Annotated in this window: 1 protein-coding gene; it reads left to right on the top strand. The window is 59.0% G+C overall.

The features are described 5' to 3' along the window. Positions 1-266, top strand: a 266-nt coding sequence (locus MTCD1_RS19355; protein WP_143760189.1) for a phage tail tape measure family protein, incomplete at both ends; no start/stop codon positions are given.

Here is a 266-nt window from a genome sequence, read left to right as displayed (position 1 = left end):
CGCTGATGGCGGCGGCGAAAAAGGATTATGAAGCGACGCTGAAAAAGCCGAAACAGTCCAGCGTGAAGGTGTCTGCGGGCGATCGTCAGGAAGACAGTGCTCATGCTGCCCTGCTGACGCTTCAGGCAGAACTCCGGACGCTGGAGAAGCATGCCGGAGCAAATGAGAAAATCAGCCAGCAGCGCCGGGATTTGTGGAAGGCGGAGAGTCAGTTCGCGGTACTGGAGGAGGCGGCGCAACGTCGCCAGCTGTCTGCACAGGAGAAA

The organism is Colwellia marinimaniae (genome assembly GCF_002207865.1).
Lineage (GTDB): Bacteria > Pseudomonadota > Gammaproteobacteria > Enterobacterales > Alteromonadaceae > Colwellia > Colwellia marinimaniae.
Note: the sequence above shows the minus strand (reverse complement) of the source record. Positions and strands in the feature narration are given on the sequence as shown.